This window comes from Alteromonas sp. 4NH20-0104 (genome assembly GCF_057547795.1).
Window position 1 is genome coordinate 77,764 of sequence record NZ_BAAJLP010000010.1, and the last position, 25,936, is coordinate 103,699.

Below are 25,936 nucleotides of genomic sequence, written 5' to 3' on the forward strand. Positions count from 1 at the left end.
AACCGCTCTTATGTGTTGCCCAATCACACATCACAAATCAGAATAGCTTCGCGCAGCGATTCAATCTGACCCTGAATGGTTTTTGGGGTTGGTATAAATTCCTGAGCCACATATCCGCTAAAGCCTGTCGCATTAATTGCTTTGATAATCGCCGGATAAAAAAGCTCCTGAGTATCGTTTATTTCATGCCTGCCGGGTACGCCGGCAGTGTGATAGTGACCAAAGTACTCGTGGTTATCCTGAATCGTGCGGATAATGTCACCTTCACTAATTTGCATATGATAAATATCATAAAGCAGCTTAAAATTAGCTGAACCGAGCTGCTGGCAGAGGGCAATCCCCCAGGCCGAATTATCGGCAAAGTAATCCGGGTGATCTACCTTGCTGTTAAACAGCTCCATTTGCAGGATAACGCCACGCTTTTCTGCGTGTCCGATAACGCGTTTAAGACCGTTTACGGCATGCTTCAGGCCCTCTTCAGGACTTACGCCGCGTTTGTTACCACTAAAGCAAATCAGGTTACGGTAGCCGGCATCAGCGACTAAATCGATATGCTTCAAGTAGCGCTCTGTCAGCTCGTCATGGAACTTCGGATCGGCCCAACCGTCTTCGAGGTTGAGTTCGGCACCGTTACACATAGAGCTGTCGATGCCGTACTTTTTGAGCGTTGTCCAATCCGCAGGCCCAATCAGGTCGATGGCACTAAAGCCAATGGCTTTCGCCGCAATACACAGCTCTTCAATAGTTAATTCGCCGTAAGTCCAGCGGGCCACGGAATGATGAATATTCCCTTTCAGCTTTAACCCTGCAATGTCTTCTGGCAAAGTCGCCAGCGCGGACGAACTGAGACTGGCGCCGGTTACCCCGAGCACCAGCTTTTTAAGCAGGTCGCGACGCGCGATGAGCGCGTCCGACAAAGCAGAATTCATTGGCTTATCAGGCATCAGCCTTAACCTCTTCCTTTTTGAAGATTAACAGGAACAGCACCAGCACTACTGCCGCGAACGCCGCAGGGAACAGCCAGATTTGTTGCCACGCGTGGCCTGCGTCTCCGGCATAGTTATCGGTAATTTGACCGGCTACCCAGAATCCCACCAGCATCCCTACACCGTAGGTTGCCAGGGTAATGAGCCCCTGAGCGGCACTTTTTACTTTGTCGCCGGCTTTGGCATTAGTGTAGATTTGGCCTGACACAAAGAAGAAGTCATAACAGATACCGTGCAGGGCAATACCAATAATCAGCATGAACAATCCAGACTCTGCATCGCCAAAGGCAAAAAATGCATAACGTAATACCCAGGCAGCCATGCCCAGTAACAACGTCATTTTGATGCCAAAGCGGTTGAGGAATACCGGCAGCGCCAGCATAAACAGGACTTCTGACACCTGGCCCAGCGTCATTTTTCCGGTGGCATTCTCAACTCCAATCTCAGTCAGGAACGGATTCGCATTCTGATAGTAGAAAGCCAGTGGGATACAAATAAGCACACTTGAGGCAAAGAACACAAAGAAGTTACGATCTTTAAGCATTGCCAGCGCGTCGAGGCCCAGTAACTGACCCAGGCTGGACGCTTCTGAACCTTTAGCAGCCGGTGGTGTGGCTGGCAGCGTAAAGCTGTAAATACCCAGTGCCAGCGAGGCAATTGCACACAGCATAAAGGTGTTACGCAGCATGCCGTCAGCAATACCTTGCTGCGAATCCCACGAGAACACGTAGCTGATAACCAGACCAGCAACAATCCAGCCGATGGTGCCCCACACCCGAATTTTACCAAACTCTTTAGACGGGTCTGACATTTGCCCGAACGATACCGAGTTAACCAGTGCCAGCGTTGGCATGTATGCAATCATGTAACCCAGTACATAAGGGTAAAACCCGGCAAAGTCGGTAGACATATACATCATGTACATTAGTGCAGCGCCCGCCAGGTGCAGAATGCCCAGAATACGCTCGGCATTAAAGAACCGGTCAGCAATCAGACCAATGATGAACGGTGCAATGATCGCGCCCCATGACTGGGTTGAGAACGCCATACCGATTTCACTGCCCGACGCACCGAGCGTGCCGCCGAGAAAGGTTCCCAGCGTTACAAACCAACCACCCCAGATAAAAAACTGGAGAAACATCATAATACTCAGACGTATTGTTATTGTGTTCATAGGCTCCTCGCCAAATGTCTGTACTGACCGTACTTTTTGTACCAGTTACGTGTTGTTATTAATCTTTTAAACCCAGGATCCGGCGGTTACGTTCTTCGCTCGCCTCAGCGCCGGCAAAATCATCAAACGCATGCTTGGTGGGTTCAATGATATGGCTGGCAATAAACGGCGCGCCCTCGGCGGCGCCCTGCGCGGAGTCTTTCAGGCAGCATTCCCATTCCAGCACTGCCCAGCCATCAAACCCGTACTGGGTCAGCTTGCTGAAGATAGATTTGAAATCAACCTGGCCATCGCCCAGTGAACGGAAACGTCCGGGACGTTCCTTCCAGTCCTCATAGCCGCCGTACACGCCGGAACGACCGGTAGGGTTAAACTCAGCATCCTTAACGTGGAACATTTTGATGCGATCGTGATAACGGTCGATAAAGTCCAGGTAATCCAGTTGCTGCAGCACAAAGTGGCTGGGGTCAAACAGAATGTTGGCACGCGGATGGTTATCCACGGCTTTCAGGAAACGCTCAAAGGTTGCGCCGTCGTGCAGGTCTTCACCCGGGTGAATTTCGTAGCACACATCCACACCCGCTTCGTCAAATGCATCCAGAATTGGCTTCCAGCGTTTAGCCAGTTCAGCAAAGCCTTGCTCTACCAGACCGGCCGGGCGCTGTGGCCATGGATAAACAAGGTGCCACAGCAACGCACCGGAAAAGGTTGCATGAGCTTTCAGTCCCAACCGTTCGCTTGCCTTAGCGGCAAACTTTAATTGCTCAATCGCCCATTCCGTGCGTTCCTGCGGTTTACCATGGAGGTGTTTGGGTGCAAAGTTATCAAACAGCTCATCGTAAGCCGGATGCACCGCCACCAGTTGACCTTGCAGATGCGTTGAAAGTTCGGTGATTTCAATGCCAGCATCGCGACAAATGCCCATCACTTCATCACAGTAGTCCTGACTTTTAGCCGCCAGTTCTAAATTAAAAATATCGTCGTTGCCGGTCGGCATCTGAATGCCTTTATAGCCATTCTCAGCCGCCCACTTAACAATGGTATCCAGTTTATTAAATGGCGCTTTATCACTGACAAACTGGGCTAAAAAGATAGCCGGGCCTTTAATCGCAGACATAGTTTACTCTCCTGCTTAATACGTTAATTAGGTGCGTGTTATTCAGCGTCGAAAAAATCGGTCCACTTGGCATCACTGGCCGTACTCGCCAGCATGGTTTCGATGAACGCGTTACCGCGTAAACCGTCTTCCAGACCTGGCACACCATCGGCTTTACCGGTTTGACCACTACGTACCGCTTTAGCAAACAAGGTATACAGATTCCCCATGGCTTCCAGGTATCCTTCCGGATGACCACCAGGAATACGACAGCGTTCGTTAGCTTCTTCACAAAGGCCAGGCATTCCGCCACCTGCGCGCAGGGTCACCATCGGACCGCTCAGCGAGCGCACAAGCAGTGAATTGGGATTCATCTGCATCCATTCCAGGCCGCCTTTTTCACCGTAAACACGGATTTTCAGGCCGTTTTCTTCACCTGCACACACCTGGCTTGCCATCAGCACACCAGATGCGCCGTTTTCAAAGCGCAGCAGTGCCGCACCATCATCATCCAGACGGCGTCCTTCCACGTGAGTATGCATGTCGGCGCACAGTTTGGTTACCTTGTCGCCAGACACAAATTCAGCCATGTTCAGCGCATGGGTACCAATATCGCCCATACAGCCACTGCCGCCGGATTTGCTCGGATCGGTACGCCAGCCAGCCTGTTTGTTATCCTGTAGTTCGATACCTTCGCTTAACCAGCCCTGCGGATACTCCACAAAGACTTTGCGGATTTTCCCCAGCTCACCGTTAGCCACCATATGCCGCGCCTGCCATACCATGGGGTAACCAATATAGGTATGCGCCAGACCAAGTAATACCGGCTTTTCCTGTAACACTGACTTGAGTGTTTTGGCTTCGTCCAGGGAAATCGCCAGTGGCTTTTCGCAGAACACATGAATGCCTGCCTCGAGTGCAGCCTTGGTAACTTCCACGTGTAAGTGGTTAGGCGTCACGACTGCCAGTACCTGCACGCGCTGTTCTTCTGGCAGCTTCGACTCTTGTTCAATAAGCGCCTGCCAGCTGTCATAAGCACGGTCCGCCGAAATACTCAGCGATTCAGCTGTTTCAAGGTTATTTTCCGGGTTGCGACTAAACGCGCCACACACCAGTTCGTAATGTCCATCCAGCCCGGCTGCATGACGGTGCACCGCGCCAATAAAGGCACCCTGGCCGCCGCCGACCATGCCTAAACGAATTTTCTCAGTTTTTGCCACGTTCAAACCTCGATTTGCAGTTTTCGTCCAAAACGCACTTGTGTACTTTTTGTTAATGATGTAAAAATGTAACGGATTACATCGGAGTATAACAAGATTATTCACCAGATCTAGTCCAAATTTATGACAAATATGTTAATAAAATGGAGTGGTTTTTGGTTAATGCGCGGAAAACACGCATTTTTAGCTACCTGAAAACAGAAACTTTGTTAACATAAAAAAACAATAAATGTTATCGGTTACATTATTCACTGTGGTTATGTGGGGGCGATTAGTTGTCGAATATAAGAGAAGTTGCTGACCTAGCAGGCGTTTCGGTGGCCACGGTGTCACGAACGTTACAGCAACCAGAATTGGTATCGCCAAAAACCCGGGCCAAAGTGACCCGCGCCATTGAGCAGCTTAACTATAAACCCAATCTGATGGCGGTGAAGTTTCGCTCTGGCAAAACCCACAATATTGTAGTTCTGGTGCCTACCGTGGCTAACGTGTTTTTCGCCAGGGTGATCCGTGGCATGCAGGAAGCCGCTGCTGCTGAGGGGTATTCTTTACTGCTGGTTAATACCATGGGTGATAGTGCTACCGAACAAAATTACGCCCGGATGATCCATACATCACAAGCTGATGGCGTGGTACAACTTCGGGCCTTTAACCCCTTCAGTGATAATGACGCAGATGATCAGGGCTTATTGCCTATGGTTAACGCCTGTGAAATTCTCGATACGCCACAGTGCCCCACAGTCTCACTGGACAACCGTCTGGCCGCCGCCGCAATGACCGAACACCTGGTTGAACTCGGCCATCAGCATATCGCTATGATCAAAGGCCCGGCGTCCAGCCCGTTAACCCGTGAGCGGATGCTGGGCTTTAAAGATGCCTTACAGGCAGCCGGACTCAAATACTGCGAAGAGCTGATGTTCGACGGCGACTTTACGCTGCAATCCGGGTACGATGCAGCCGACCGCATCCTTAGCCAGTCACACCCGGTAAGCGCCATTTTTTGCGAAAACGATGAAATGGCGCTGGGCGCTATCAGTCGCCTGAAAGCCGCTGGTTTACGCATTGCTGAAGACATTTCAGTGTCCGGCTTCGACAATATCGCCTTTGCAAAATTCAGCGATCCACCATTAACCACTATCGCTCAGCCGGCAGAGGAATTTGGTGAGACCGCCATTAACCTGCTCATTGATGTTTTAAAGGGCAAAGCCAAACGTGCAGTAAAAGTCATTCTGCCGTACCAGTTAATTATCCGAAACAGCACAGGGCCAGCCCCGGCGCAACCGGTAAGGCTGTGAATATGCCAATAAAAGGGAGAAAACCTATGTCGCAACACCGTAAAAACAGCCCAATCATTACCACCGCCTCTGCCAGCAAGCTGAGTCGTCGCCGTTTTATGCAAATGTCGGCCACCGGCGTTGGTGCACTCTTTGGTGCCGCAGCCTGTGGGGGAGCATCCACGGTGACCACTGCCGCCAAAGTCAATCGCGTTGGCCTGCAACTGTACACGCTGCGCAGCATGATGGAAAAAAGCGTAACTGACACCTTAAAACTGGTTGCCAGCGTAGGCTACAAAGAGCTGGAGTTTGCCGGTTTCTACGACAACGACCCTAAAGACGTTAAAGCGTTAATGGACGAACTGGGTTTAACCGCGCCGTCCTCTCACGTATTACTTAAATTTATGTCTACCGACGCTGACGTTGAAAAACAGATCGAAATCGCTAAAACCATGGGCCACAAATACGTGGTAGTGCCGTATATCTTCCCTGAAGATCGCAGCACAGATATAGCCGGTTATCAGCGACTCGCTGAACGCCTCAACAAACTCGGCGAAACCTTTAAAGCCAATGGTATTCAGCTGGCCTACCACAACCATGATTTCGAATTCGAAAACATGAATGGTCAGGTCCCTTATGATGTTCTGCTCGATGAATGTGATGCCGACCTGCTTGCCATGGAGCTGGACTTATACTGGACCGTAAAAGCCGGCCTGAACCCGGTAGACTATTTTAAACGCAATCCGGGCCGCTTCAAATTATGGCATGTGAAAGACATGGACGCCCAGGGCGAATTTGCTGACGTGGGTAAAGGCACCATCAACTTTGACGACATTTTTGCTAACGGCGAACTCTCGGGCATTGAACATAAATTTGTTGAGCGCGACAAAACCGATGATATGGTCGAAACCATCAAGCAAGGTTACCTCACTGTCAGTCGCCTGAACGGTAAGTACTAAACTTTACAACAAATGTAAATAATCCACCTTCTGAAGAAGGTGGCTTTGCGCTAACCCCCTAAAAGGGGGGCTCTATTTAAATCGAAGAAAGAACAAAAATTGTGCCCTTCTTCAGTGTTGTCATTGTCACTGGCATACATAACAAACTGGAAGAATCATCATGGATGAGGATTCAGTCGATGCGACACATGGATGTGCCGTCATTGACGGTCTAGTTTGTTCTGCCAAGGGACGATGACGTTTTTCACTGATAAGGGCTGCGGGGAGTCCAGAGTGGTTCACGGTCACCGGGTCGCACAACACCCTCTGGTCGCGGTCGGCGACTCCGACAACAATCTATATACATCATTATTTGCTGACTAATATATATGGGCCAAGCCCTACCACGAATGATAACTACCTACTGAAGTAGGTGGTTTAGGAGTGAAAACCAAAAAGGGGCCTCGGCCCCTTTTTGGTGCCTGCCGATCAGGCTTTAAGATACTCACGGATCACGTAATGAAGGATCCCGCCATGTTCGTAATAGGTAAACTCATTGGCGGTATCAATCCGTACGGTTAAATCAACCGTTAACGTGCTGCCATCAACCTTTTTAATTGTCATCTGGGTCGTTTTCTGACCACGCTCCACCGGTTCAATAGAGAATTGCTCATTCCCCTCGATACCCAGCGATTCAGCGCTGTCTCCCTCGCTGAACTGTAGCGGTAGAATTCCCATACCAATCAGGTTAGAGCGGTGAATTCGCTCAAAGCTCTCGGCAATCACGGCTTTCACGCCCATAAGTGATGGTCCCTTGGCTGCCCAGTCACGACTGGATCCCGTGCCGTATTCCTTACCGCCAATCACAATGGCCGGAACTTTCTCTTCCTTGTAGCGCATGGCTGCATGGTAAATCGACATGGCATCACCACTTGGGAAGTGCGTGGTGGCACTACCGCTGGTACCTGGCGCTAACTGGTTTTTCAGGCGTACGTTGGCAAAGGTACCGCGCATCATTACTTCATGGTTACCCCGGCGTGAGCCATAGGAGTTAAAGTGCTCCGGCGTTACCCCCAGCTCCTGTAAGTATTCGCCAGCCGGACTCTCCGGTGCAATGGCACCCGCCGGAGATATGTGGTCGGTAGTGATTGAATCACCTACTTTCACCAGGCAACGGGCACTGTTGATAGCACCAATAGGGTCCGGCGTGGTCGACATAGTTTCGAAAAATGGCGGATGTTCGATATAGGTAGAGTCCGGCCAGTCATAAACCGAAGTATCCGAGACTTCCAGTTCATTCCACACACCACTGCCTTTAAACACATCGGCATATTTGGCTTTAAACAGCTCGCCGGACACATTGTCTTTAATGTATTGCTGAATCTCTTCCTGTGTGGGCCACAGGTCCTTAAGGTATACGTCACTGCCCTGCGCGTCTTTACCCAAAGGACTATTAGCAATATCCATTTTCATGTTACCTGCCAGTGCATAAGCAACCACCAGTGGTGGCGAGGCAAGATAATTGGCGGCCACATCCGGATGGATACGCCCCTCAAAGTTGCGGTTACCGGAAAGTACTGAGGTCACCGACAGTTTGGCTTTGCGAATAGCGGTTTCGATCGCATCAGGTAATGGCCCTGAGTTACCGATACAGGTAGTACAACCATAGCCAACCAGATTAAAGCCCAGCTGTTCCAGATAAGGCATCAGGCCCGCGTCTTCCAGATACTGAGTAACCACCTGCGAACCAGGTGCCAGTGAGGTTTTCACCCACGGTTTACGGGTAAGACCAAGTTCGGCAGCCTTTTTAGCCACCAGACCGGCGGCAATTAACACGGAAGGGTTGGATGTATTGGTACAACTGGTAATGGCAGCAATCACTACTGCGCCATCTTCCAGATTAAACGCTTCATCCTTGAGTTTCACATATGAAGCGTGATCTTCGTCTACGACTGGCGCGTCGCCACCTTCGGCAACAAAATCAGCTTCCTCGGTGACATCAGCAACGTCTATTTGTTGCGCCAGCCAGTCGTTGTAGGCGGCAGCCGCATTATCAAGAGCAATTCGATCCTGAGGACGTTTTGGCCCGGCAACTGACGGCACTATTTCGCCCAGATCCAGTTCAAGGGTTTCATGATACTCAGCATCTTTGCTGTTATCGTCGTGCCACAGACTGGTTTGCCGCGCGTAATGCTCAACCAACTCAATTTGCTGCTCGTCACGACCCGTCAGGCGCAAGTAATCAAGAGCCACGTCATCAAGTGGGAAAATGCCACAGGTTGCACCGTATTCCGGCGCCATATTAGCGATGGTTGCCCGATCAGCGGTAGTCAGCGAGCTGAGTCCCGGGCCATAGAATTCTACAAACTTGCCGACCACTCCGTGCTTACGTAGTTGCTCGGTAATAGTCAGCACCATATCGGTAGCCGTTACACCGGCCGGCAATTCACCGGTTAACCGGAAGCCCACCACCCGAGGTAATAGCATGGTCACCGGCTGGCCTAACATTGCGGCTTCCGCTTCTATTCCTCCAACGCCCCAGCCGAGGACGCCAAGGCCATTAATCATGGTGGTGTGCGAATCGGTTCCCACCAGCGTATCGGGATAGACCAGGGTTTCATCCCCTTGCTCTTTGGCGAATACGCAACGCGCCAGGTACTCAAGGTTAACCTGATGCACAATCCCGCGGCCCGGTGGCACCACCTTAAAATTATCGAAGGACGATTGTCCCCATTTTAAAAACTGATAACGCTCCTTGTTACGCTCTACCTCGATGGCGGTATTTTTACTAAGCGCGTCTTCTTCAGCGAAATGATCCACCATGACCGAGTGGTCGATTACCAGCTCAACCGGGTTAAGCGGGTTTATAGCCTGAGCGTCACCGCCAAGGCGATTGATAGCGTCACGCATGGCAGCCAAATCGACAATGGCCGGTACACCGGTAAAGTCCTGCAAAATCACCCGCGCGGGCACGAAGGAAATCTCGTGATCGCTGGCATCGCTGGTGTCCCACCGGGCGATGGTTTCAATATCGGCATCACTGACAAAGTCAGTGTGCTCATGTCTTAGCAGGTTTTCGAGTAAAATTTTAATGCAAAAAGGCAGTCTGGCCAGGTCGTACTGATTGGAAAGCTTGTCAAAACTGATCGCAGAATATGTGTGATCGTTCACCTTGAGCGGCGAATAGGTTTGATATTTCATTTTTTACGCTTCCTTTTTAATTGCTGTGTTTACTAACCTCTAACCGTTCATGCATTTTCCCAACCATAAAAAAACCTGTTTATTTTCATAAAATTACAACTATTACGGGACCACTTCTGAACGACCTTATGAAATATATACGTACCCGGGTGTGTAATAAGTTCAGAGCTATATTTTATGCTATATTCCATTGCAATTAATTAACAATTATTTAATAAAAGAGATGCACATTCTGTTTCCCTTATGTATGCTTTACCCTTAAACATGCCGCTACGGCTTGTATTTAAGACTTTTCTGCCAGAAACGGGATTTTTGGTCACAGTCTCCAGTGGAGTAATAAATGCACCCTATCGTTAATAAACTCGGTCTGGAACCTCATCCGGAGGGCGGCTATTATCGTCAGATTTATCGCTCTGCAGCAGAAGTCAGTTCGCCCAAGCACGGACTGCCGCGCCCCGCAGTTACCCATATTTATTTTCTGTTATTGAAAGGGCAGGTCAGCCGTTTCCATAAAGTATTGCATGATGAAATATGGAATCACTATGACGGTGCTCCGCTGACCCTGTATCAGCTACATCAGCAACAATTACATGAAAAACGCATCGGCGGTCAGGATGATGATCTGGCCACTGTGGTACCAGGCGGTCATTACCAGGCTGCCGTCTCTACCGGAGACTACTCTTTGGTTGGTTGTTCGGTGGCTCCCGGGTTCGACTTTGCCGATTTCAGCTTTATTGATGAGCCATGTTTACGGCAATGGATAGAACTGGCACACCCGCATCTCAGTAAATTTATCTAGCCGAGCCAGCCGCTAGTTAATCATGAACATCTGATGCAAATTCGCCGTTTTGAGTAAACGCAGAGCATGAGCGTCGGCGCCTATAATTTGTATCACGGTATGATTTTGAACCAGTTGTTTTTGCAACCCCACCAGCGCGCCAAGACCGGATGAATCAAGAAACTCAACCTGAGAAAAATCAATTTTCAGGGTCGTATTTTGCAGTAAGCCCAGGGATAATTTCTGTATAGCAGAAAAGACAGACAACGCGTTAAGGCCAGTCCATACCGGCGGTAATATTAGCGTGTCCGGGGCAACTATCTTACCGGTAAAACAAAATCGGCAAGACGATGATGCTTTAGTAACGTCGGCATGACGCAAATAGCAGCCCCCACAGTGTTGAGCGCTATTAATTTCTCGCTGCGGATTGTCAGTTATTTTGTCCATAGTGCTCACATTGCCTTCCATTTCACCCACTAAAACAACTCATCATTAACCCATTACATAACTTTCCTTATTTCTTAAAAGGTAGTCAAAATTAGAAAATCTGCGCAAAGTTTTCTATTCTTGTAGCGGAGCCTGTTGATTGGATTGATCATTTTTATTGGCACTACAGGGACTTTAAGCCTGGCTCTTTATCAAACGTAACCACCACCCGGCAATATGGAGGATCTGGCCTTGGCCTAAGTATTGTTCAACAGCTCATTACCTTGATGGGAGGAGACATACAGGTAGAAAGCCAACCAGAAGCGGGCAGCTGCTTTACGGTAATACTCCCCCGCTCAGCTTGTTCAGTTGGGCTATCAGATGCACCGAAAACCGAAGGTTCAGTGACACAGGCGCCGGATTTGAGCCGCTTAAAAGTCCTTATTGCTGAAGACAATGAAATTAACCAGCTGGTCGTGGATGCGTTTATGCAGGAATGCCATACGCAGGCGATGTTTGTGGATAACGGGGCCAAATTAGTGGATGCCGTAAAAACCGCCCATTTTGACCTCGTTTTGTGCGACATCAGGATGCCGGTAATGGGCGGCATAGAAGCTTGCGCAAAAATACGCGAGTTCAACACCGCCGTCCCCATTCTGGCCTTTACTGCCAATGTCATGCAGGACGATGTGCGCGCCTACCGCGAAGCCGGCTTTACCGATGTCATCAGCAAGCCGGTGGAACGTCAGAAGCTGTTTGAGCAACTGGCCGCGTACTCGCAACCGGGCACCTGAAGTGAAACCCGACTAAGGAGCGAGTGACAGGCGCACTACATAGCATCACTAACACCTTGCTGAACGTTTGTCATTAAGCAGACGGGCCAGGATTGGATAGGTACCGATTAGGCTCATAAACACCGCTGTTGAGTTCTCATCGCCTCTCATAAGCCAACTACTCAACAACATTACGGCAGCAAATATCAGTGCGATAGTTATATGATTTTTTGTATTACAGGTTAGGTTGTACATAATTTTCTCCGCTTGCTAAGGGTTACTCGTCCTGAAATATTTCTTCGATGGTTAAGCCAAATAATCGTGATGCTTTAAACGCAAGCGGCAGACTCGGGTCAAATTTGCCTTTCTCGATAGCGTTGATCGTTTGTCGCGATACATCCAGACGCTCGGCTAAATCTGCCTGGGTCCAGTCACGTTCTGCTCTGAGTACTTTTAATCGATTTTTCATTGATACTTCTTCACTCCCTTAACCATGGCAACCAGATAGGTCAGCGCAATGAACACGGCAAGGTGTGAAATTTCCGCATGGAACGGCAATACTCCAGTCTGACTCAGCGCTGAATAAGCAAACCCTCCTACCAAACCGGCACCTAACGCCAGGGCCATGGCTTCCAACTGAACCTTCTGCTCCAGCTCATCCAGCCCGGCAAGCAGTTTTTTGTTGGCCATCATCATTGCGATACCCGCAATAATATTGAGCCCGACCATTGCGGTGGTCACCAGAGCTGATCCCCCCCATAAGTAGCGGTGGCCAAAATACACCAGAGCTAACGACAACAGCCATACCAGTGTATAACCGGCCAGTCGGCGGTGATTAAGCTGATTGCGCTGCCGGCGGCTAAGTTCCTGAGAGTCACTCATATCAATTAAACCTTCCATAAAGTAAAACAAACTTTACTTAATGTAGTTTAAAAAAAGACAAATGTAAACAACACTTGTCTTTTATTGTTCAAATGCACTCCGCGCTCAGTACGAGCTATGAGAGTTGATGTGCTTTCTTTGCCTCTTCAATAGGCCGGGTTGACTGATAAATCGCCTCACGCTCTTCGCTGCTGATGCGGTCACTGTAGCGTTTTGGTTTAGCGAAGTAATACCCTTGCAGGTAGTCTGCTCCCAGCTCGGTGAGCATTTCCGCCTCAGCCTCAGTTTCTATCCCTTCAGCGATTACTTCGGTGCGATTTTTACGGGCTATCTGAATCAGGTGCTTAACAATGTTTTGTTTATAAGCGTTTTCGTCGATGCCGCTGATTAGCTCCATATCAATTTTCACGTAGTCTGGTCTCAACTGCTCCAGCAGATTTAAACCAGACCAGCCTGAGCCAATATCATCGAGCGCCACACCAAATCCTGAGCTGCGGTAAAACGACAGGATCCCCTTTAAGTGGTTCATGTCATTTGCGCGGTGGGTTTCTACAATTTCAAACACCACATCAGCGGGCTTTAGGCCAAGCTCGCTGATGGCAGACGCGGTGGCACGCAAGCAATACGCCGGATCGTAAATACTTGAGGGGTTAAAATTAATGAACACCTTGCCCTTCAGTCTGGCCCGTGAGAAATACTCAACCGCAGAACGTCTGGCAGTAAGATCCAGCGCAAATAACAGGTTACTTTGCTCGGCCAGCGAGAACGCAAAGCCAGGCGGTATTAAGGAATCGTTAGCATCAAAGATACGGAACAGTGACTCATGGGCAAAGATCGACGGGTCTGCCACATTGCTGCCGGCCCTGACAATAGGTTGAAACCAGCTTTCATAAGTATGCTTGTCCATGGCTTCGGTCAGCCATTGGGCCTGATAGCGGCGGGTAAGCACCTCAGCCGTCGTCATTCTGCTTATCTCTTCAATGGAAAGCTGTGACGGCTGGGCAGAAGTGGTTACCTTGGTACCGCCAAATTCAGGCCCATCGAGGCAACCATTGAGCTGATTGAGAAAGTTCCCCGTCTGGCCTTGCTCAACCAGCACCCGCAAACACTTATGCTCTACGCTTTCCAGCGGATACTTCGCATACTCAGCCATTTTAGTGACTTTATCGATGGCTTCGCTGGTGGGTAAAAACAACCAAAAGTACGTATTGGAATAAAAATACTCGTCAATCGACTCACACTCTGCACACCACATAAACTGCCTCATTATTTGATTGTGGTATGAGTACCGCAAAAACGCCGCTACGGTTCACTTCGGAAGCGGGTTTTCCAAGCCCAAAAGCACTGCCGGATAATTCTGCCTAAACAAACTGCCGTATTAACGCGCTTTGTTCTTCAACTTTATCCATCAGTGAGGCATTCAGCGCCTTGGCTTGCGAACTCACTTCACCACTTTGTGATGCCAGCGCCATGATATTGTTGATACTGCCAGTTACTTCGGTGGCAACTGCCGACTGTTGTTCAATGGCCGCGGCGATACTGCGGTTGAGGTCGGCCAGGCGACTCACCTCATTTTGAATCGTCATCAGGCTCGAACCGCAGCTTTCAGCCAGCCCCACACAATCCAGGGAAGAGTTAAGAGCCTGCTGCATTCCATGACGAGCACTGCCTGAATGGGAAGAAAGAGATTCGAGCACCTGTTTAATGGAATCTGTAGCCTTCTGCGTTCGGGTTGCCAGTTCTCTGACTTCAGTGGCCACCACTACAAAACCATTACCTGACTCACCACTATGCGCGGCCTCGATGGCAGCATTGACTGCCAGTAGGTTGGTTTGCACGGCAATCCCCTCGATGACTTGCAGGGCCTGACTGATATCCGCCACACTTTTGCTCATGCCAGCAACCTGTTGATCGGCAAGCTGCAGGTGGCGATTAAGGCTCTGAATGTTTTGAATCGTTGCCTCGACATTGCCTTTGCCAAAAAAGGTGCTGGCCTCAGACTCATTCGCCACTTCGGCGGCTCCGTTAACGTTACCCGATATTTCACCAATGGTCTGCGACAGTTGCTCCATTGCCGCAACAACCTGGCTGACTTCACCGATCTGACGCTGTAAATGCAAACTGACTTCATCACTACACTGCAGGCTGCTGGCAGAATTTTCACAAACGTTAAGTGACGCATCATTCACCCGGCCAACTACCGCTTTTAACTGTGCCTGCTGCATTTCAAGCGCCAGATTTATGGCCGCCAGACTATCCCGGTGACCCGAGTAAAGAAAGCTCATCAGAGGGTTATCAAAAATCCGGCGGGACTTTTCAGTCAGTGTCTGCAGGCGGGCGGACCAGCGCATAAAAACGCTAAACATTGCCACCGCCAGCAGACCCACAACCAAATTCACATAGACAGAAAGCTCGCTATAAAAGGCAGACAAAAAGCTTAATCCGGCCAGTAATATCAGCCCCCATTTGAATGTAGGAAGCGCATCGGCGTGATGCGACAACTGCGGCTTATCCTTATGATTGCTCAGTTGCTGATAAGTCTGTTCGGCTCTTTTTATCACCTCCGGATCCGGCTTGGTGCGCACCGACTGATATTCGCAAATGTTGCCAGAGCTATCTCGAATGGGGGTAACAAAGGCATTAACCCAGTAGTAATCGCCATTACGACAGCGGTTTTTAACTGGCCCCATCCACGACTGACCAGCCCGGATGGTTTGCCACATGTTGGCAAAAGCTTGCGCCGGCATGTCCGGATGGCGCACCAGATTATGGGGCTGACCATACATGTCCTCTTTACTGAATCCGGCGATACGACAAAAGTCACTGTTCGCATAGGTTATCCGGCTATCCATGTCCGTTGTGGAAAGCAACACATCGGTGTCACTTAATGGAACTTCCGCAGGGTGGGATTTACTGTGCATGGGATTATCTTTGACCTCTCACAACTACCCGCTTATCTCACCACAAAGGGGCCCCAGAGCACTCTTATCCCTTTGGCTATGAATGAAATAACTTAGATTTGGATCAACAATTCACAACGCTTATTTAAACCTTCGGCAATTGCCGGAATAGGAGTATCAGGCAAGAGATAAGGCTTTTTGTGGCTGTCTGGGGCAGCAATGGTCTGTGATAATGACCCGGTATCATGGCAATACCAGACCCGGCAGCAGCAAAGAGACGACTCAAAATGAAAAGCGTTATAACAGTATTACTGATTATCGCGGCCACACTAATTCTGGGTGGTTGTGTGGTCCTCAACCTCGCCCGGTTTGGCGCGGCGCCGGACGCACAACAGCAGAAGGCCTATACGGAGTCAGCTAACTACAATGCCGGGGAACAAGCTTTTCATAATCAGGTAACCACTCCGGTACTCAAAGAAGGCGTCAGTACCTGGTCAGTGATGTGGGGAAACCTTACCTCCCCGGCCGATAATCTGGCACCGCAAAGCGCGGTACCGGTAAACAAAGTAGACTTTAAAAACCTGCCCCACGAAGAAAACCTGATCGTCTGGCTAGGCCACTCAGGCTTCTATCTGCAACTTAACGGCCAGCGTATTCTGGTAGATCCGGTCTTCAGCGACTACGCTTCCCCATTCTCGTTTATGGTTAAAGCGTTTAAGGGAACAACCATCTTTACGGTCGACGATTTACCAGAGATTGATGTGCTGCTGATCTCCCATGACCACTATGACCACCTCGACTACAACACCGCCTTAGCGCTGAAAAACAAGGTAAAAAAGGTGTTTGTTCCGCTGGGTATCGGCGCCCACTTTTCTCACTGGGACTACACACCAGAGCAGCTGCGCGAAGCAGACTGGTATGACAGCCTCGAGTTAGGCAATGACGTACAAATTCACCTGGTACCGGCCAGACACTATTCAGGACGCAGCCTGACCCGCAATCAGACCTTGTGGGGCGGGTTTGTTATTACCAGCCCGCAATCGCGTCTCTTGCTGGGCGGGGATTCAGGTTACGGCCCGCACTTTAAAGCCATTGGCGAGCGCTTTGGCGGCTTCGATCTGGTGGCGCTTGATACCGGGCAATATGATCCGCGCTGGCCCTATATTCACATGACCGCCAGTGAGTCCAAGCAGGCAGCGATAGATGTTAAAGCCAGGGCACTGCTGCCCATTCACATTGGTCGTTTCGCGCTGGCACGCCATCCGTGGAAAGAACCCTTCGAAGAAATTCGGGCACTCAGCGAAAATGCGCCCTATCAGCTACATACGCCGCTGATTGGCCAGCCCATAAACCTGGCATCGCCGCCTGCCAGCAAGCCATGGTGGCAGAGCGTTGACTAACACTTAAGTCTCTCAGCCGAGCAGCGCGGTAGGGGCATAATCCGTGAGACTCCTGAACCAAAACAAAGCCCAGAACAAAGTCTGTTGCACCAGCATCAATATCCAGTAAACAAGATCAGCCATGCGCGGCTCCTTTACTGGTTTTAGTTGAAAATGATCTAACGTTAGCCATTCTTCCTCCTGTTCGGATTATGCAGCGGTGACGAATAACAAGGCACTCAGCGCTGCACTTACCGTTCGTATGTGATTAAACCATTGCCAGTGACTAAGATAACGCTGCCAGATTTCGTGGATTTCATTCTCTCTGGCCTGTTCCAGCTGGTTGTTTAATGGCACATTGAACAATGCGGTCACGCCGAGCATTCCGGCTAGGTAAATAGCGCCTGCGAACATGGTCATTTCTGACTGACCACCCACCAGCAAAATCAGACACAACAGACTGGACATCCAGAACAGCGGCATAAACAAAGATTGCAAAATATCCCGGTTAACTTGCTGCATTACCCTGGCACCCTGCTCATCACCAAGGTGGTGTAGAGAAGGCATGACTACCACGGAAAAAGCAAAGTAAACCCCTGCCATCAGGGCACAGAGTAAGGCGGCGAGCATGTTCAGATAAAAAGTCACAAGCCGGCTCCTTCTTCAATATGTAAAAGCTGGCTGGCAACCGGTTTTACCCAAGCCTCCAGGTCCCGAAATACGTTTTAAGGGATTAGTTAACTGTGTCATCTGAGCTCCTGCTACGGCTTTACCATTTATGCAGTGCTTATAGTATGAACAGAGCCCTTAAGCGGACATAGCCAGGGGTCCACAATACCTTACCGTTCGTCCAGCAATGGCCAAATTAGACTTAAGCTACCCATCAATCGTATAATTAACAGGCAGATTGCAAGGACCCAGCAGAGACTCGCCCCCATGACTGACCCGATAAACTCACCGGACTTCCCGGCCAATAATGACCCTTTTGGTCCGTTCATCGAGCAATTGAAACCGCAGAACAGTCTTTACTGTTTTTCAACCCTTGCCGCCCCCTGGGGGTTAGCCTTACCCGCCATGCCGGGACGCCTGATGCTGCATGTGGTAATGAGTGGCAACTGTCTGATCATCACCGAAACATCACAAATAGCCCTCTCTGCCGGGGCACTGGTGTTAATCCCCCATGGCAAGGGGCACAGCCTCAAATCTGCTGCTCACGTCAGGGATGTGCCGTTTTTTGATTCCGGAGTAAAGCAGCTTTCGCCCAACCTTGAGGTACTGGATATTCCGGGTTCGGGTGAAACCACAAAACTGATTTGCGGTGTGGTGTCTTTTGATCCACTGATTGGCCATTACCTGCTTGATCAGTTACCCGAAGTCATTTGCCTGACAGCTGATGATTATCAGGATCAGGCCTGGCTGACATCCACCCTGGAATTAATCAAACGCGAGGCCACAGACCTAGCCGCGGGCAGTGAAACCATTATTACCCGGCTCGCCGAAATCATGTTAATTCAATTACTCAGGTACTGGCTGACCAACGATCCGCTGGCAAATGAAGGCTGGTTTGCGGCTATGCGTGATAGCCGAATCGGCGCCGCGCTAAAAGCCATTCATCAGCAGCCGGAAGAAAAATGGACGGTAGAAAGTCTCGCCGCCATTGCCTGCATGTCCCGCTCTGCTTTTGCGGCAAGATTTACCGAACTGGTGGGTACCAGTGCCAAAAACTATCTCACCGAATGGCGCTTAACCCTGGCCTATTACCAGCTCAAAAGCGTTAAAGTCCCGCTTATCGAACTCGCCCTGAACTGTGGGTACGAGTCTGAAGCCGCCTTCTCGCGAGCGTTCAAGCGGGTCATAGGCCTGTCTCCGAGCCAGGTAGAACGAAGCACTGCTTGGTAAATCCGAGCCGCTCCAGCATTACACAAACCGTTAGACAAAAACGTATACCTCGCCCTCTTAAAGCCCAGAACACAGACTTACAGCTAAAAAATCAATAGTAGACAGAAAAGTATATTTTTAGAAAAAACAACCGCTTCTCAATTTTGAGCGATATTTCTTACTCCTGCCCATTGCAAAAAGTAGACAGATCTGTGTATTTTAATAACACCACTTGAACGGTCGCTCAAAAGCACCTCAGGTTTATTCACAGTTCCTATTTGGAGAAATGTTATGTCAGTGTCAGGTTTACATGTACCCGCTTCTATCGATGATGCTCCGGCTGCTTCGCAAATCCCGTTACAGGGCGTGCTTAAGCAACTCGGCAGTGTACCTAATCTATTTCGTATGATTGCCAACAGTCCGGCCGCTCTCAATGGCTACCTTGAAATGTCTCAGTCACTGGGCAAAGGCGTATTACCTGCCTCAGTACGCGAAGCTATTGCTCTGGTGGTAGCACAGCTGAACGAGTGTAATTACTGTTTGTCTGCCCACGCTTTTCTGGCGGCTAATCTGGTCAGGGTGGAAGACAGTGAAATTACCGCTAACCGCCTGGGCCAGTCACGGGACCGCCAGACTCAGGCCATACTTCAGTTCGCCACGGAAGTAGTTGAACGTCGTGGAAAAGTGAGTAATGAAAGCCTGGCGAAAGTGCGTGAAGCCGGGCTGAACGACGCCGAAATTGTTGAGATCATTCAGCATGTGGCACTCAATATTTTCACCAACTATCTCAACAATGCGGGCCGCGCAGACGTTGATTTTCCGCTGGTTCACCCAGTTTAACGTGTCGGGGAGCGCAACATGAACAACATAGAGCAGCCTCGTCTGCCACTGCCACCTTTCACGCTGGCAACGGCAACTGAAAAAGTACGCCTGGCGGAAGACGGCTGGAATAGCCGGGCCCCTGAAAAAGTCGCCCAGGCATACAGTATCGATACCACCTGGCGTAATCGCGCAGAGTTTATCCACGGCCGTGACCAGGCCGCTCAGTTCCTGGCCCGCAAATGGGATAAAGAACTTGAATACCGGCTTATCAAAGAACTCTGGGCTTTTACCGAAAATCGCATTGCGGTGCGTTATGCCTACGAATGGCGTGATGATTCGGCGAATTGGTTCCGCTCTTACGGCAATGAAAACTGGGAGTTCAACAACCAGGGCTTGATGGTTAATCGCCACGCCTCATTGAATGATCTGCCGATCACGTCGCAAGAGCGCTTATTTAAATGGCCACTGGGGCGACGTCCCGATGACCATCCGGGGTTGTCTCACCTGGGCCTCTAGCCCCTTTTGCGGGGCACTTTGGCCCCGCTTTTTTTAATTTTAAGGTGGTGTAGCAAGCGTAGACGACCCAGTCATTAACCGACCAGGGGCCGAATTGCTACACAGATCTGTTTACTCTTAGGTAACGGCTGTCGCGCTCTGATTTAAATAAAATCACAGCGTTGAGTTATCTCATCACCAGCAAACCGGTAAAGAGAGATATCACATGGACAATTTAAGCGGCATTCTTAATCAACATACCTTTTCAACCGCGATCAATCACAGCGGTCAGCTAAGTGGCGTGAAGCACTTTGGTCAACAGGGCCAGTTGCACCTGCTGGAGTCTGGCAAAGTCAGACTGATCCGCTCGGGCCAACGGGAAATTCTGATGGACCGTCCGTCAGTCGTGTTGCTGCCCAAAGGTGTCCCGCACCATCTGGAATCCATGGGCGACAAACCAGCCAGACTTATCAGTGCCAGCGTCACCTTTACGATTAGCAGCTCGTCATTGCTGATAAATGCATTACCAGACATCGTGTACTTACAGGTTTCACCGGACTGTTCGCTGTCCTGCACCGTGCAATGGTTGTTTAATGAAGTGTTTGAACAACGTTTTGGTAAGGACATCATGATCAACAAGCTCGGTGAAATCTTCATGTTGCAGGTACTTCGCCATGCCACCGAACAAGGCAGTTTGCACCAGGGAGCCATTGCCGCGCTTAACCACCCGCAGATGCGTAAGGTCATCGAAGTCATTCATGATGAGCCCGGCCATCACTGGACCCTTAATGAACTTGCAAGTATTGCTGCGATGTCCCGGTCTAAGTTTGCTGAAAGTTTTAAAACCCTGGTGGGGCAAACACCCAACGACTATATCACCGACCTGCGGCTGGCCGTTGCTCAACAATTGTTGAAACACAACAAGCCGGTCAATTTTGTCGCCGGTGAAGTGGGCTACGAGCACGGCTCGGCGCTGGTCAGGATTTTTAAGAAAAAGCTGGGGGTATCGCCACGCCAGTGGTTGCAACAAAGTCGCGGAAATCAGGCGTCAACAGCGGGGGCCATGGTTTAGCCGCCTGTCGATTCAGAGGATAAAGATGGACAACATAGCAAATATCGTTAGACGGATTTCGTTAAAAGCCGAAGTATTTTTCAGTGGCAAATTATGCGGGATCCAGTCGTTCAGCAACGATGAGAAAGGCCACCTGCACCTGCTTAAATCCGGCTGCTTAACCATCGTTATGAAAGATGGCACTAAACGGGTCATCGACGAACCCTCTGTGATTTTTATACCGGGCCCGGTTGAACATCGAATTCTGGCAGAACAGTCGGCCGGTGCCGAAATGGTTTGTGCCACTATCAGCATGGAATCAGCGCATCAAAAGCTGCTGCTGGAGGCTTTTCCACCGCTAATTACCCTGGCGCTGGATACCGAGCAATACATCGGGCAAACGGCGCAATGGCTGTTTGATGAAGCCTTTAGTCGTTCGGTAACACGTGGTGTGATGATCGACAAGCTTAGTGAAATATTTTTACTCCAGGTACTACGTTATATTCTGGAAAACGATTTAGCTAGAGGCGGGGTACTGGCAGCACTGAGTCATCCCATGATGGCAAAGGTGATAAGTACCATGCACAACCAGCCCGAGGTTAACTGGACAGTGGATTCACTGGCTGACATTGCGGCGATGTCGCGCTCCCGGTTTGCTGCCACATTTAAAAGTGTGGTGGGCCTGACGCCTAATGATTACTTAACCGATATTCGCATTGCTCTGGCACAGGAAATGTTGCAGGACAACAAGCCGGTTAACCTGGTGGCCAACCTGGTAGGTTATGAGCACGGCTCCGCGCTGGCCAGGCTGTTTCGCAAGAAACTCGGCATCTCGCCCAAGCAATGGTTAAAACAGCCTGCATCCGGTCACAATGAACCGCTTAAAACAGCACATCAGCTCGCCACGGATAAAAACGAATAGATACAAAGCGCAGACGATTGGTCGCTTTTACACGTCCCCGATCCCTTAAAGTTTACTCAATGGCAACAGGCCAGAACTTATTGAATAGTTTAACGAAGGAAGACCATTGTGAAACCATTAACCCTGATGTTTGGCCGCTTGAGTGCCATTTCAACTCACCTGTTTACCCCGTTACAGTCGACACTTTCCGTAGCCGGTCGACTCTATGTGTCCTGGGTGTTTTTTGCCTCCGGACTGACCAAAACCAATGACTGGGAAACCACCCTGTTTTTGTTTGAATACGAGTATCACGTGCCATTGCTCCCTTTTGCCCTGGCAGCTTGTCTGGCAACCATTGCCGAGTTGCTGCTACCAGTGTTAATAAGCCTTGGGATCGTCAGTCGGTTAAGTGCGCTGGGACTGGGGATCGTTAACGTGGTTGCCGTGATAAGCCTGGAAGAGATTGCTCCTGCCGCCTTGTATGGCCATGTTATCTGGGGACTCATTTTACTGCACATCACGGTTTGGGGCGCAGGTAAGCTTTCGTTGGATAACTTAATTATTCGTTACAATCGCCGCCCATTAACGGCTGAGCCAACCACTGTATGAGCCCATTGCCGTGACCTCGCTCAACATCACAAGCGGTGAAACCGCACTGCCCGGCGCTCCGTCTGTCACCTTAGACAGCGGAGACCGCTGTATCCCGCAGCATTACCTGGCCTATACGCATAGTCGCCAGACCGTCGAACAGGTTATCCGTGATTGTCAGTTTGACGATGATTACCTGATCATGGCCGGCGAGGATCAGCAGGGATTATTCATTCAGATTGGGGTTATCGGCTTCGATACTTACCGGCCGCGCCACAAACAAACAAAACGTAAACTGGTCTATGGCCGGCGTTGGCGAATCGAACCCCATTTTCCAACTTCTGAACTCATCCAAACCATTTTTCTGGCCGTCAAAAAAGCCCGCGAGCATGAAGTCAGGGAGCGATTTAAACTCACTATCAACGGGCAGCAGAGTGCCCCATTCAGTACCCACCAGGATTTACCTTTATTTGTCCGTCAGGCGGATGCCTTACGTCACCGGCAAAATGGCCAGGCGCTGAGTCAGTTTCGTAAGGAAGCCGTCGTCTTGTGCAGGCAATTGCGTTTTGACCATGCCGCGCTATCCATACTTAATATCGAACAACGCTATAACGGCCAATTACTGGTGGATATAGCGCTACGCCCGACAGCGTTTGCCGAGCTAGCGGAAACACAGATCACTACCGATACGCTGCTGCTTAAGTCGCCCTCAACCAATGAACTGCTGTTTGCCCTGATGGATTTATTGATTAAACGCAGCAATGACCAGGTAGCCGAACACTTTACTTACCAGAGCATTGCCCGCTTTAGCCAGGCTTATAGTGCTGTGAGTCTGGCTAACCTTTCGCTGCAAACCCGACAACGCAACACAGAAGCCAAACACAGTGAATTCTATCACCGGCTAGCTGCCCATAATGAATGTATCGACCGCAACCGTGCACCGCTGGTTGTTGGTCGTAAACTTCACGCCGACGTTGAGGCACGCCTGAGCAGACACTGCGATATAGAGGGATTTATGCCGGCGCCAGCCAATGATAATTAGTCGCGATTTATCGCGCTTATAATGCCGGGCAGATTGGGCAAAATCCATTGTTCGGTAGCATCACCGAAGGCCTCTTGCCGGCCATTTACCCGGTATTGATAAATTACTTCACCCTAAGCGGCGACTGATATTAATGCGCCGGCTGAGTATGCAGGGTGAGTAATGACACGGCAACTTGTTTGGCTACCTGAGCCGCATTGCGGTTACTTGTTGTATGGGCATTAACAATTGCGCCATCGGTTAGCACGGCTAACTGTACGGCCAGGTCATGGGGGTCGGCCAGGGTTAATCCTGACATCAGCTCTTCAATGTACTGGATCACCAGGCGCTTATGCATGGCACAAATGACATGTACAGGATGATCCTGGCGAGGATATTCGGCCGACGCATTAATAAACATACAGCCGGAAAACTGCTTTGAGGTGGTCCATTCTTCGATGGCATCAAAATAAGCCAGCACCCGGGCGAATGCCGGTTCGCCAGTTTGCCTGGACTCAAACTTCTTAACCCCGGCTTTCAGCATGGCCATAAATTCCTGATCGCGACGCTGCAAGGTAGCAATAACCAGCTCATCCTTGGATTTAAAATGATTATACAGCGTGCGTTTAGCTACACCGGCGTGTTCAAGCACCGTATCGATACCCGTGCCTTTAATGCCCTCTCGATAAAACAGCTGTTGCGCGGTTTCAACCAAATGCTCGCGTTTGCTTTTACGACCCTGCGTCATATTGCCACCTCAGTAAGTACACAGATCAGTATACATCAATTCCGGACAAACAAAAGGCCTTGCTAGCCTCTGCTAGCAACGCTTAAGCGGCCATACAAATATACCGAAAAAGGCACACAATAACTCAGGATGGCTTTGGTTAAATTAAACTCCATCTGTCCCATCACCGCTTCGTACTGATTAATCAGAAGCAGCACGCTACCCACTACGGCCGCCGTTTTTAGCGCTCCGGTTAATTCACTTCGTGATGGCATTTTGCGCGGCGTGACCATTAGTTTGTCAGCGCTTGTTCAATACCGTCAGGATAACGGTGACCGCGATAGAGTATTTGCCCGCTCTGCGACACAATGACGAACACTGGTGTACCAAATACATGGTAAGCCTGACTGATCTGACTTTCGTGATCAAAGGCCACCGGGAAGTGGATATCGTAATCGCGCAGGTACTGCTGCGCGTTAGCAACGGAATCATTAATTCCCACATTCACTGCCAGTGCGTTGATCTGCTCAGAAAACTGCTCATGCAGTTTTACCACCCTGGGGGTGGCCTTTTTACAATACGGACACCAGGTTGCCCAAAAGTACAGCAAGGTGGGTTTATCTGCGCGCTGCGCCGGAAAATCAAAAGATTCACCATTCAATCCGCTAAAATGAAAAGACGGCGCCTGCTGCACTGCCGGCCTCTGCTCCTGAGCTACTGCTGGCCAGTTAACGGCAAGCAGTAACAGAATAATGCCAATTACACGGCTTGTTGTGTTTTGCATGATAACTCTACTTCTTTTACTCATGATGATGGTTTATAAGACCGTGAAGACCCCGACTTTCTTTCTGTCAGGCCTTGTAGCTAAAGCCGCATAGCAAATGACAAGCTAATAAAATCCAGCCCCGGGTTAGGCTTTTTTACGCCGCCATTGGAATAATGAAAATAGCGCAGCGCGAGCCGGTATTTATGATCCTCACCAAACTCGTAGCCGAGCCCTAAGCGGTCTTCAAACTGGTAATGGGTACTGACATTTTTTCCGGCAAAAGTGGTGTCATCGAGCAGCGACAAACCGATACCAAACTCACCATAAAAGCGCCCCTGAGGCCGATGAAAGAAGGTTTTATGCAGCACCGGCGACAAGGCCACGATAAAGTTAGTGTCATGCTGGCGTTCAACGCCGTATTCCCAGAAATTGACGCTGGTTTCCACATACCAGTACAGATCATCGCTGAAGTCAGTCAGCGCCTGGTGGTAATACTGATAAGCCACTTTAATGCCCTCCACATCACCTTCCCCGCGCAGATAATCCACCGCCAGTGAAGTCGCCTGGGCATAAGAAGACATGCATAGTGTGAGTAGTAAGGCTGCGAGATAGCGGCCATATCGTCGAAATATTAGCTCTAATTGGGTCACGTCAGACTCC

At 49.9% G+C, this 25,936-nt stretch carries 27 protein-coding genes and 1 pseudogene; 13 read left to right on the forward strand and 15 right to left on the reverse strand.

Going from position 1 to position 25,936, the window contains the following annotated elements; genetic code table 11:
- Positions 1-23 precede the first annotated feature (23 nt).
- From AC27IB_RS09310 to AC27IB_RS09325, 4 genes are read right to left on the reverse strand one after another with little or no spacing between them, the layout of a single operon-like run.
- A complete protein-coding gene (locus tag AC27IB_RS09310) occupies positions 24-944 on the reverse strand; it encodes a hydroxypyruvate isomerase family protein (protein ID WP_296049704.1) in 921 nt (306 codons plus the stop codon).
- Positions 937-2,160, reverse strand: coding sequence for a nucleoside permease (locus tag AC27IB_RS09315; protein ID WP_487120460.1), 1,224 nt, complete (start codon positions 2,158-2,160; stop codon positions 937-939). Before AC27IB_RS09315 ends, AC27IB_RS09310 begins: the two co-directional genes overlap by 8 nt.
- A 58-nt stretch (positions 2,161-2,218) precedes the next feature.
- Positions 2,219-3,277: a sugar phosphate isomerase/epimerase family protein gene (locus tag AC27IB_RS09320; protein ID WP_279320652.1), complete on the reverse strand. Its 1,059-nt coding sequence runs from the start codon at positions 3,275-3,277 to the stop codon at positions 2,219-2,221.
- Positions 3,278-3,315: 38 nt separating this feature from the next.
- On the reverse strand, positions 3,316-4,446 hold the full coding sequence (locus AC27IB_RS09325) for a Gfo/Idh/MocA family protein (RefSeq protein ID WP_487120541.1): 1,131 nt from the start codon (positions 4,444-4,446) through the stop codon (positions 3,316-3,318).
- Positions 4,447-4,751: 305 nt separating this feature from the next.
- Here AC27IB_RS09325 and AC27IB_RS09330 point away from each other — a divergent pair, with 305 nt between their 5' ends.
- Together AC27IB_RS09330 and AC27IB_RS09335 are read left to right on the forward strand one after the other, a co-directional pair.
- Complete coding sequence (locus AC27IB_RS09330; RefSeq protein WP_296049711.1) at positions 4,752-5,771, forward strand: LacI family DNA-binding transcriptional regulator; 1,020 nt, start codon at positions 4,752-4,754, stop codon at positions 5,769-5,771.
- Positions 5,772-5,797: 26 nt separating this feature from the next.
- On the forward strand, positions 5,798-6,709 hold the full coding sequence (locus AC27IB_RS09335; RefSeq protein ID WP_296049713.1) for a sugar phosphate isomerase/epimerase family protein: 912 nt from the start codon (positions 5,798-5,800) through the stop codon (positions 6,707-6,709).
- Positions 6,710-7,177: 468 nt separating this feature from the next.
- On the opposite strand, the gene acnA is transcribed toward AC27IB_RS09335, so the two are convergent.
- A complete protein-coding gene (gene acnA / locus AC27IB_RS09340; protein ID WP_296049718.1) occupies positions 7,178-9,889 on the reverse strand; it encodes an aconitate hydratase AcnA in 2,712 nt (903 codons plus the stop codon).
- A gap of 340 nt (positions 9,890-10,229) precedes the next feature.
- Here acnA and AC27IB_RS09345 point away from each other — a divergent pair, with 340 nt between their 5' ends.
- Positions 10,230-10,688: a cupin domain-containing protein gene (locus AC27IB_RS09345; protein WP_487120463.1), complete on the forward strand. Its 459-nt coding sequence runs from the start codon at positions 10,230-10,232 to the stop codon at positions 10,686-10,688.
- A 12-nt stretch (positions 10,689-10,700) separates the two neighbouring features.
- Here AC27IB_RS09345 and AC27IB_RS09350 read toward each other — a convergent pair whose 3' ends face one another.
- On the reverse strand, positions 10,701-11,114 hold the full coding sequence (locus tag AC27IB_RS09350; protein ID WP_296049722.1) for an STAS domain-containing protein: 414 nt from the start codon (positions 11,112-11,114) through the stop codon (positions 10,701-10,703).
- A gap of 143 nt (positions 11,115-11,257) precedes the next feature.
- On the opposite strand from AC27IB_RS09350, the pseudogene AC27IB_RS09355 reads away from it, so the two are divergent.
- A pseudogene (locus AC27IB_RS09355) lies at positions 11,258-11,437 on the forward strand (ATP-binding protein); the annotation flags it as partial.
- 78 nt (positions 11,438-11,515) lie between these two features.
- Positions 11,516-11,887 carry a response regulator gene (locus AC27IB_RS09360; protein WP_296049723.1) on the forward strand — a complete coding sequence of 124 codons (372 nt, stop codon included), beginning with the start codon at positions 11,516-11,518 and terminating at the stop codon, positions 11,885-11,887.
- Positions 11,888-12,143: 256 nt separating this feature from the next.
- Here the strand turns inward: AC27IB_RS09360 and AC27IB_RS09365 are convergent, their stop codons facing one another.
- The 4 genes from AC27IB_RS09365 to AC27IB_RS09380 form a co-directional block, all read right to left on the reverse strand.
- Complete coding sequence (locus AC27IB_RS09365) at positions 12,144-12,335, reverse strand: helix-turn-helix transcriptional regulator (protein ID WP_123323908.1); 192 nt, start codon at positions 12,333-12,335, stop codon at positions 12,144-12,146.
- Complete coding sequence (locus AC27IB_RS09370; protein ID WP_487120466.1) at positions 12,332-12,748, reverse strand: hypothetical protein; 417 nt, start codon at positions 12,746-12,748, stop codon at positions 12,332-12,334. The genes AC27IB_RS09365 and AC27IB_RS09370 overlap by 4 nt, the downstream gene beginning before the upstream one ends.
- Positions 12,749-12,863: 115 nt before the next feature.
- The gene (locus tag AC27IB_RS09375; protein ID WP_487120468.1) at positions 12,864-14,003 is read right to left on the reverse strand and encodes an EAL domain-containing protein; all 1,140 of its coding nucleotides are present in this window, start codon (positions 14,001-14,003) and stop codon (positions 12,864-12,866) included.
- Between the two features lie 106 nt (positions 14,004-14,109).
- Entirely contained in the window at positions 14,110-15,669 is a 1,560-nt protein-coding gene (locus tag AC27IB_RS09380) for a methyl-accepting chemotaxis protein (RefSeq protein WP_487120470.1), read from the reverse strand.
- Between the two features lie 266 nt (positions 15,670-15,935).
- Here AC27IB_RS09380 and AC27IB_RS09385 point away from each other — a divergent pair, with 266 nt between their 5' ends.
- Positions 15,936-17,048, forward strand: coding sequence for an MBL fold metallo-hydrolase (locus AC27IB_RS09385; protein ID WP_487120472.1), 1,113 nt, complete (start codon positions 15,936-15,938; stop codon positions 17,046-17,048).
- 189 nt (positions 17,049-17,237) lie between these two features.
- Here AC27IB_RS09385 and AC27IB_RS09390 read toward each other — a convergent pair whose 3' ends face one another.
- The gene (locus AC27IB_RS09390) at positions 17,238-17,675 is read right to left on the reverse strand and encodes an anthrone oxygenase family protein (protein ID WP_487120474.1); all 438 of its coding nucleotides are present in this window, start codon (positions 17,673-17,675) and stop codon (positions 17,238-17,240) included.
- 288 nt (positions 17,676-17,963) lie between these two features.
- On the opposite strand from AC27IB_RS09390, the gene AC27IB_RS09395 reads away from it, so the two are divergent.
- From AC27IB_RS09395 to AC27IB_RS09425, 7 genes are all read left to right on the forward strand, one after another.
- Positions 17,964-18,926 carry an AraC family transcriptional regulator gene (locus AC27IB_RS09395; protein ID WP_487120476.1) on the forward strand — a complete coding sequence of 321 codons (963 nt, stop codon included), beginning with the start codon at positions 17,964-17,966 and terminating at the stop codon, positions 18,924-18,926.
- Positions 18,927-19,196: 270 nt separating this feature from the next.
- The gene (locus tag AC27IB_RS09400) at positions 19,197-19,745 is read left to right on the forward strand and encodes a carboxymuconolactone decarboxylase family protein (protein ID WP_487120478.1); all 549 of its coding nucleotides are present in this window, start codon (positions 19,197-19,199) and stop codon (positions 19,743-19,745) included.
- Between the two features lie 18 nt (positions 19,746-19,763).
- Positions 19,764-20,243, forward strand: a complete 480-nt coding sequence (locus tag AC27IB_RS09405; protein WP_487120480.1) for a nuclear transport factor 2 family protein — start codon at positions 19,764-19,766, stop codon at positions 20,241-20,243.
- Positions 20,244-20,448: 205 nt separating this feature from the next.
- Positions 20,449-21,294, forward strand: coding sequence for a helix-turn-helix domain-containing protein (locus AC27IB_RS09410; RefSeq protein ID WP_487120482.1), 846 nt, complete (start codon positions 20,449-20,451; stop codon positions 21,292-21,294).
- Positions 21,295-21,319: 25 nt separating this feature from the next.
- The gene (locus AC27IB_RS09415; RefSeq protein ID WP_487120484.1) at positions 21,320-22,195 is read left to right on the forward strand and encodes an AraC family transcriptional regulator; all 876 of its coding nucleotides are present in this window, start codon (positions 21,320-21,322) and stop codon (positions 22,193-22,195) included.
- A gap of 108 nt (positions 22,196-22,303) precedes the next feature.
- A complete protein-coding gene (locus AC27IB_RS09420) occupies positions 22,304-22,783 on the forward strand; it encodes a DoxX family protein (RefSeq protein WP_487120486.1) in 480 nt (159 codons plus the stop codon).
- A gap of 10 nt (positions 22,784-22,793) precedes the next feature.
- The gene (locus AC27IB_RS09425) at positions 22,794-23,804 is read left to right on the forward strand and encodes a hypothetical protein (protein WP_487120488.1); all 1,011 of its coding nucleotides are present in this window, start codon (positions 22,794-22,796) and stop codon (positions 23,802-23,804) included.
- Between the two features lie 130 nt (positions 23,805-23,934).
- On the opposite strand, the gene AC27IB_RS09430 is transcribed toward AC27IB_RS09425, so the two are convergent.
- The 4 genes from AC27IB_RS09430 to AC27IB_RS09445 form a co-directional block, all read right to left on the reverse strand.
- Positions 23,935-24,531, reverse strand: a complete 597-nt coding sequence (locus AC27IB_RS09430) for a TetR/AcrR family transcriptional regulator (RefSeq protein WP_487120490.1) — start codon at positions 24,529-24,531, stop codon at positions 23,935-23,937.
- Between the two features lie 62 nt (positions 24,532-24,593).
- On the reverse strand, positions 24,594-24,785 hold the full coding sequence (gene nrtS, locus AC27IB_RS09435; protein WP_487120492.1) for a nitrate/nitrite transporter NrtS: 192 nt from the start codon (positions 24,783-24,785) through the stop codon (positions 24,594-24,596).
- Between the two features lie 17 nt (positions 24,786-24,802).
- The gene (locus tag AC27IB_RS09440) at positions 24,803-25,294 is read right to left on the reverse strand and encodes a TlpA family protein disulfide reductase (RefSeq protein WP_487120494.1); all 492 of its coding nucleotides are present in this window, start codon (positions 25,292-25,294) and stop codon (positions 24,803-24,805) included.
- Positions 25,295-25,374: 80 nt separating this feature from the next.
- Positions 25,375-25,926: an acyloxyacyl hydrolase gene (locus AC27IB_RS09445; protein WP_487120496.1), complete on the reverse strand. Its 552-nt coding sequence runs from the start codon at positions 25,924-25,926 to the stop codon at positions 25,375-25,377.
- Positions 25,927-25,936: the final 10 nt, after the last annotated feature.

Bases quoted from the DNA above. Each gene is read 5' to 3' on its own strand.
- AC27IB_RS09345 (WP_487120463.1), top strand. From the start codon at position 10,230: ATGCACCCTATCGTTAATAAACTCGGTCTGGAACCTCATCCGGAGGGC.
- AC27IB_RS09310 (WP_296049704.1), bottom strand. From the start codon at position 944: ATGCCTGATAAGCCAATGAATTCTGCTTTGTCGGACGCGCTCATCGCG.
- AC27IB_RS09385 (WP_487120472.1), top strand. From the start codon at position 15,936: ATGAAAAGCGTTATAACAGTATTACTGATTATCGCGGCCACACTAATT.
- AC27IB_RS09320 (WP_279320652.1), bottom strand. From the start codon at position 3,277: ATGTCTGCGATTAAAGGCCCGGCTATCTTTTTAGCCCAGTTTGTCAGT.
- AC27IB_RS09405 (WP_487120480.1), top strand. From the start codon at position 19,764: ATGAACAACATAGAGCAGCCTCGTCTGCCACTGCCACCTTTCACGCTG.
- AC27IB_RS09325 (WP_487120541.1), bottom strand. From the start codon at position 4,446: ATGGTCGGCGGCGGCCAGGGTGCCTTTATTGGCGCGGTGCACCGTCAT.
- AC27IB_RS09365 (WP_123323908.1), bottom strand. From the start codon at position 12,335: ATGAAAAATCGATTAAAAGTACTCAGAGCAGAACGTGACTGGACCCAG.
- AC27IB_RS09415 (WP_487120484.1), top strand. From the start codon at position 21,320: ATGGACAACATAGCAAATATCGTTAGACGGATTTCGTTAAAAGCCGAA.
- AC27IB_RS09395 (WP_487120476.1), top strand. From the start codon at position 17,964: ATGACTGACCCGATAAACTCACCGGACTTCCCGGCCAATAATGACCCT.
- AC27IB_RS09370 (WP_487120466.1), bottom strand. From the start codon at position 12,748: ATGAGTGACTCTCAGGAACTTAGCCGCCGGCAGCGCAATCAGCTTAAT.
- AC27IB_RS09375 (WP_487120468.1), bottom strand. From the start codon at position 14,003: ATGTGGTGTGCAGAGTGTGAGTCGATTGACGAGTATTTTTATTCCAAT.
- AC27IB_RS09440 (WP_487120494.1), bottom strand. From the start codon at position 25,294: ATGCAAAACACAACAAGCCGTGTAATTGGCATTATTCTGTTACTGCTT.
- AC27IB_RS09350 (WP_296049722.1), bottom strand. From the start codon at position 11,114: ATGGACAAAATAACTGACAATCCGCAGCGAGAAATTAATAGCGCTCAA.
- AC27IB_RS09400 (WP_487120478.1), top strand. From the start codon at position 19,197: ATGTCAGTGTCAGGTTTACATGTACCCGCTTCTATCGATGATGCTCCG.
- AC27IB_RS09430 (WP_487120490.1), bottom strand. From the start codon at position 24,531: ATGACGCAGGGTCGTAAAAGCAAACGCGAGCATTTGGTTGAAACCGCG.
- acnA (WP_296049718.1), bottom strand. From the start codon at position 9,889: ATGAAATATCAAACCTATTCGCCGCTCAAGGTGAACGATCACACATAT.
- AC27IB_RS09335 (WP_296049713.1), top strand. From the start codon at position 5,798: ATGTCGCAACACCGTAAAAACAGCCCAATCATTACCACCGCCTCTGCC.
- AC27IB_RS09410 (WP_487120482.1), top strand. From the start codon at position 20,449: ATGGACAATTTAAGCGGCATTCTTAATCAACATACCTTTTCAACCGCG.
- nrtS (WP_487120492.1), bottom strand. From the start codon at position 24,785: ATGCCATCACGAAGTGAATTAACCGGAGCGCTAAAAACGGCGGCCGTA.
- AC27IB_RS09380 (WP_487120470.1), bottom strand. From the start codon at position 15,669: ATGCACAGTAAATCCCACCCTGCGGAAGTTCCATTAAGTGACACCGAT.
- AC27IB_RS09315 (WP_487120460.1), bottom strand. From the start codon at position 2,160: ATGAACACAATAACAATACGTCTGAGTATTATGATGTTTCTCCAGTTT.